General features: G+C 66.9%; 4 protein-coding genes and 1 pseudogene. 1 reads left to right on the top strand and 4 read right to left on the bottom strand.

The features are described from left to right. Window positions 1–456: 456 nt before the first annotated feature. The 4 genes and pseudogenes from ACWEPL_RS64825 to ACWEPL_RS64810 all read right to left on the bottom strand — a co-directional run. A pseudogene (locus ACWEPL_RS64825) lies at window positions 457–594 on the bottom strand (IS5/IS1182 family transposase); the annotation flags it as partial. A gap of 405 nt (window positions 595–999) precedes the next feature. After that, window positions 1,000–1,968 carry a DUF72 domain-containing protein gene (locus tag ACWEPL_RS64820; RefSeq protein ID WP_452442958.1) on the bottom strand — a complete coding sequence of 323 codons (969 nt, stop codon included), beginning with the start codon at window positions 1,966–1,968 and terminating at the stop codon, window positions 1,000–1,002. 342 nt (window positions 1,969–2,310) lie between these two features. Further along, complete coding sequence (locus ACWEPL_RS64815; protein ID WP_452442956.1) at window positions 2,311–3,360, bottom strand: NAD-dependent epimerase/dehydratase family protein; 1,050 nt, start codon at window positions 3,358–3,360, stop codon at window positions 2,311–2,313. Window positions 3,361–3,744: 384 nt separating this feature from the next. Then, window positions 3,745–3,900 carry a hypothetical protein gene (locus ACWEPL_RS64810; RefSeq protein WP_452442954.1) on the bottom strand — a complete coding sequence of 52 codons (156 nt, stop codon included), beginning with the start codon at window positions 3,898–3,900 and terminating at the stop codon, window positions 3,745–3,747. Window positions 3,901–4,495: 595 nt separating this feature from the next. Between ACWEPL_RS64810 and ACWEPL_RS64805 the strand changes: the two genes are divergently transcribed. Next, window positions 4,496–5,240: glycosyltransferase family 2 protein (locus ACWEPL_RS64805; RefSeq protein WP_452442952.1), on the top strand; the 745-nt coding region annotated here is incomplete at its 3' end.

The following is a 5,240-nucleotide window of genomic DNA, read 5'->3' as shown; positions in this document are numbered from 1 at the left end:
CGGCCTTCGGCAACTCCTCCCGATAGGCCCGGAACGCCACCAGCGGCGTCCAAGAAATCCCAATTCGTCCGAACTATTTCGCTGAGATCACCTCACTGAATGCTTTTCATCGTCACGCTGCCTGCGCAACTCGGTGATTCTGAAGGACAGCGATGGCTTTGCACAGGTGGCCGGCCTTGCTGGGGCTGCAGCGTAGATTGCGGAGGATCTTCCAGCTCTTCAGCTGCGCATTCGCTCATTCGCCGGGTCCTTACCTTTGTACGGGGTGAGCACCGGACCTTCGGCTCCCTGGGATGCCTTGTCGGCCAGGGTGATGATCCCGGCCGCCTCCAGCGCGCGCAGGATGCCCCAGATCTGGGCGGCGCTCAGATCGTGGGCTTTGCCGGGCAGCGCTCCAGAGGTTCACAGGATCGTCCCGTTCGGCTCGGTGAATGTCTCGCCCTTACGCAGGTAGACCAGCACCAGCAGCGCCTGCTGCCCCGGGTTGAGCATCCGCCAGGCCGACCCGATCGCCTTGCGGTGCCGGCGGATCACTCCGGCGACGTAGTTCAACGTTGCACGCGACAAATCGACGGCAGCACGATGGAAAACCATCCGAGGCCCCTGGTTGTGACGTGTGGCGAGGAACACGCATACGAGTTCGTGGCGGTTCCCCGTGGGATGAATGCGGGTGGTGCAGGTCGAAGGCGGGCCGCTCAGAGCGGATGGGCGGCAGGTACGTGAAGTTGTGTCGAGGCAGCGGACACGAGGTCGCCCACTCCAGCGAGTTGCCGTATCCCCACGGGTCGAGGGCAACCCGTGGAGCGTCGCGAAGGTTTTCCTCAGGGCCGTCAGAAAATCGATCTCGACGTAGTGGACCGAGAGCTCCGCGACAGACGCCGATTGCCTTCTTAGGACAGTCGGACGCGGTTGAGCACTTGACCGGCGGTGGAGCTGGACAAAGCGCGGATCGGCTGCCGATGCGGTCGCGGACAAATTGAGGGGGTTACTCGGCTTCGGTTATTCGGCCTCGGCGTTGTCGCGCCGGAGCAGGTGAGCCAGTTGCCCGGCGTTGACCTGTGCGTTGTCGCGGTAGCAGTTGTTCATGAGAATGTGCGTCGTGTCGGCGTCCTCGGCCAGTCGCCGTAGCCGGGGCGCCCATTCCTGCAGTTCCTCCTCGCTGTAGAGATAGCCGAACCGCTCGTGGACGTCGTGGCTGGTCCATTTCGCCGAATGGCCATGGAAGCGCACCACGGCCAGGTCCGCGGTGGCGGCGAGCACGGGTGGGATGGAGTCGGGATATCCCTGGGGCATGTCCACGCTGACGTACGGAAGCCCGTAGGAGGCAAGGAAATCCAGCGTCTCGGCCTGGTTGTCCTCCCTCATCCAGGTGTGATTCCGGAACTCGACGGAAATCCGCAAGGGATCGCAGCGTGCTTTGCACTCCAGGATGTACTGCTTGTTGCGCTTGCCGATCGGAAACCACCGCGGGAATTGGAAGAGGATCGCGCCCAGCCTGCTCGAATCGTGCAGCGGTGCCAGGGCCGTCAGGAACCGGTCCCATAGCTGGTCGACGGCCTGCGGGTCCAGATCGCGGAGGTAGAGGTTCTTCTTGGTGTCGCCAAGGCGGTCCCGCAGGTCTTTGGGGAGAGCCGTCGGCTTGGTCGGATGCTGGGTCAGCAGCGAGAACGCCTTGATGTCGAAGGTGAACCCCGTCGGAGTGCGGTCGCGCCAGAGGGAGACCGTGCTCTCTGGGGGTGGCGCATAGTAGGACGAATCCACCTCCACCACGGGGAACCGGCTCGTGTAGTAGGCCAGCCTCTCCTGCGCGGAGGTGACGTCGTCGGGATACCACCCCGACTCCAGCAGCGTCTTGTCGGTCCACGAGGCAGTTCCCACCAGGATGCGGCCCATGCCCGACCCGTACCCGAACCGTCCCCATCGAGACGCACGGTCCGTCCCTCCGGCGGCCGCCACAGCATTGCTCATGCCGGCTGCCATGGCCGCCTGCACGCATCGGTTCCGCCGACGACCTCGAGACACTGGCGGACCCGCCCAGCCGTTACTCGCATTGACTCCGCACGCCCGTGACGGGGAACCAATGCGAGCAGCACCCCATGCCCAGGCGCGCCCGGGAAGCGCCGAGGCAGCAGCGGTCTGTCCCTTCCGAGCTGGACGCCGGGCAGGTGATTGGTTCCCTTCTCCCCGCGGCGGGGCACGCGCCGAGCGTCGGCGACCGCCTCCTCCGAATTGCGTCCATCGAGGGCCATCCACGTGGCCTGACGCTCCGGGTTGTCCATGGCCGGGTAAGGACCACGGGCTTCCCTTCGATCAGGCCCGCTGTCCCACTCCGGTCAGGAACTCCCGGACTCTGCCCGGCCCGCTGGTGCGAGACGACAGCGGGGGCGTGTCCATGTCCGCGGCGGCGCGCATGCCTTCAAGGAGTTCCCGTATGGCCTCGACCGCAGTGTGGGCAGGAGTCCAGCCCAGTTCGGTACGAGCGCGGGTGGTGTCCATGATCGGCAGACGGAGGAGCATCTCGAGGAGACCCGGTGCGGCGGGCACCAGGCGCATGTGCCAGGCGACGGCCGCCGCGCCGTGCAGCAGCCATTCGGGCGCCGGAACGAGACGCGCATCCAGCAGCTCCGCCAGCACGCGTGGCTCGACGATCGGATCGGCTGCGATGTTGAACGGGCCCGAGACCGGTTTGGTGACCGCGAGCCGATACGCCTGGGCGGCGTCGTCGGCGTGCAAAGCTTGGAAACGAAGCCCTGGAGTGTCCGGCACGAAAGGCACCAGGCCTGGACGCACCAGCTGATGGGGCAGGAAAGGGCCGGCGAACAGTCGCCGCTGCTCGGTGGCGGCTGCGCGCTTGAAGATGAAGCCCGGGCGCAGCCGTACCACCCGGACCGCCGGGTGATCGCGCTCGAACACGTCCAGCGCCCGCTCCACGTACGCCTTCTCCCGCCCATAGGCCGCCATCGGCCAACCGTGCGTCGGCCAGTCCTCGGTGACAGGAGTGTCTTTGGGGCCGGGCGAGTAGGCGCCCACAGAGGAGGCGTAGACCAGTACCGGGACCTGCGATCGAGCCACCGCTTCGAACACGCGCAGGCTGCCCAGCGCGTTGGCCCTCCACGTGGTCCGGGGATTCCGCGTCGGCTGGAACAGCCAGGCAAGATGCACGACTGCGTCGGCTCCTAGCAGGTGCGGAGCCAGATCGTCGCTGGCGACGTCCGACATCTGCCACGCGGTCTTGTCCGGATGCCAGTCTGGCAGCCTGCGCGCCAGCCCAAGGACCGAGGTGACGCCGGGATCCGCGGCGAGCGCGGAGACGACGCTGGTGCCGACATTGCCGGTCGCGCCGATGACGACTACACGCATGTGCGCCCGCTGCCCGGCGGCCCAGGCGTCAAACCCCTCCTGGAACCCCAGGCAACGTTCCTGATGCGCCAAAGGGAGAACGAGCCATCGCGCATGGGGTAGGCCAGCGGGATTTCTGGCTCTGACGTCAGATAACCGATTGCTGCGAGCACGCGGCGGTCAGCGTGAGCACGGCAACCAGCCGATAATCCGGGCATTGCGCTTCCTCTATGCGGCCTGCCCCGCCGCGCGGATCGGCCCTCGGCATTCACGAAGCGCCAGCGAACATGGTCGCTGTCGGCATCCTGCGCGTTTCCTGCGCTCTCGCGCCGACCTGGGTTCGGCGCAGGTAGCCGTCCTGGACGACGTCGAGCCGTTATCTCCAAGCAGGGCCCGAGGCGGTCCTCAGTGCCAACTGAGGGAGTACGTCTTGGTCGCCTGGTAGAGGAAGCGGCCGATGTCCTCCACGACGAGGGCCGCGGGCAGCGTATGCCGGGTCGGCACCGCCCGCGTAGGCGGGCTGGGATCGCGGAGGTGCCGCATGCCATGAGCGACGATCACGCCACAGCCGGATCTTCATTTCAACAATCGGTCTTTTGCTGGGGGTGCCATGACTGAGACGAGGGTAGTTCCCGCGCAGCCGAGGGATTCGCAAGGACTCTCGGCAGGCGTGCTGAGACCACTGTTTCGGGATGGACATTCAAGATCACCACGCTGGACGCGGCGGCCGAGCGGTGGCACACCATCGGCTGGGGCGTCGACCGCAGAATCTCGGTTCAGGCCAGGCGGGAGTGGTCGTCGGTGGCGTTGTGCAGATAGCCGTAGCCGAGGTTGGGGCACTCGCGATGGGTGGCGGGCCGATCCGGGTCGCGGAGCGGTTACGACCGGCCGTCGCCGGCCGTGCACGCGGTGGCCGCCACAGCAGCTGGAACGGCTAAATGTCCGCTCCGGCACCGTCGAGCCTCCAACAGATACTGCGCGAGACGGTCGCCGATGAACCTAGAGAAGACCCCTTTCCGGAGATTGAGACCGATATGGAGGAGGTCGCGAGATGTTGCCGAGGCCCCACCCGAGCCAGCCCAATTCGGAGATTCCCCTTGCCGCCACGCACTCCACGGCAGGCCGCACAGCGCCACGGCCCGAAAGCCGCGTCAGCGTGGTCGTAGCCACACGCAACCGCCGAAACGATCTCGCCCGATCGCTGCCCCGCCATGAAGGTCCGGTCATCGTAGTCGACAACGGATCCACCGATGGAACCCCCGATTTCGTTCGCCGGAGTTTTCCTGACATCCACTTGATCGCGGCCGAACGGAATCTGGGTGCAACGGCACGCAACCTCGGGGTTAAGCAGGCGGCGACGCCCTACGTGGCCTTCGCCGACGATGACTCCTGGTGGGCGCCTGGCTCGTTGCAGCGTGCCGCCGAGGTGTTGGACGCGCATCCCGAGGTGGCGGTCCTTGCCGCGCGCGTGCTGGTCGGCCCGGACGAGCAACTCGATCCGACCTGTACCGCCATGGCCGCTGCCCCGCTCGGCACGCCTCCTGGCCTACCTGGCCCGGCCGTCCTGGGCTTTCTGGCCTGCGGCGCAGTGGTGCGGCGGGAGGCGTTCCTGGCGGCCGGGGGGTTCGATGAGGTGGTCTTCTTCCAGGGAGAGGAGGAACGCCTGGCGCTCGACCTTGCCGCGATGGGCTGGGGACTAGCCTACGTCGAGAAGATCGTCGCCCACCATCACCCGTCGTCGGTCCGGAACGCGAGCCGTCGGCAGTCACTTGCCGCGCGCAACGCGGTGCTCACGGCAGTGTTGCGCCGCGGCCAGCGCGAGCGCGTCGCCCTCCCCGCGCAGCGCGAGCTCACGCAGGGTTTTCCAGGCACGTTCCGGGGACGCGGACGCCAGTTTGGCG

Source organism: Nonomuraea sp. NPDC004186 (genome assembly GCF_053603495.1).
This window is presented reverse-complemented; position numbering and strand designations above follow the sequence as displayed.

Coding starts and splice junctions, on each gene's coding strand:
- ACWEPL_RS64815 (WP_452442956.1), bottom strand. CDS start 3,360: ATGCGTGTAGTCGTCATCGGCGCGACCGGCAATGTCGGCACCAGCGTC.
- ACWEPL_RS64820 (WP_452442958.1), bottom strand. CDS start 1,968: ATGAGCAATGCTGTGGCGGCCGCCGGAGGGACGGACCGTGCGTCTCGA.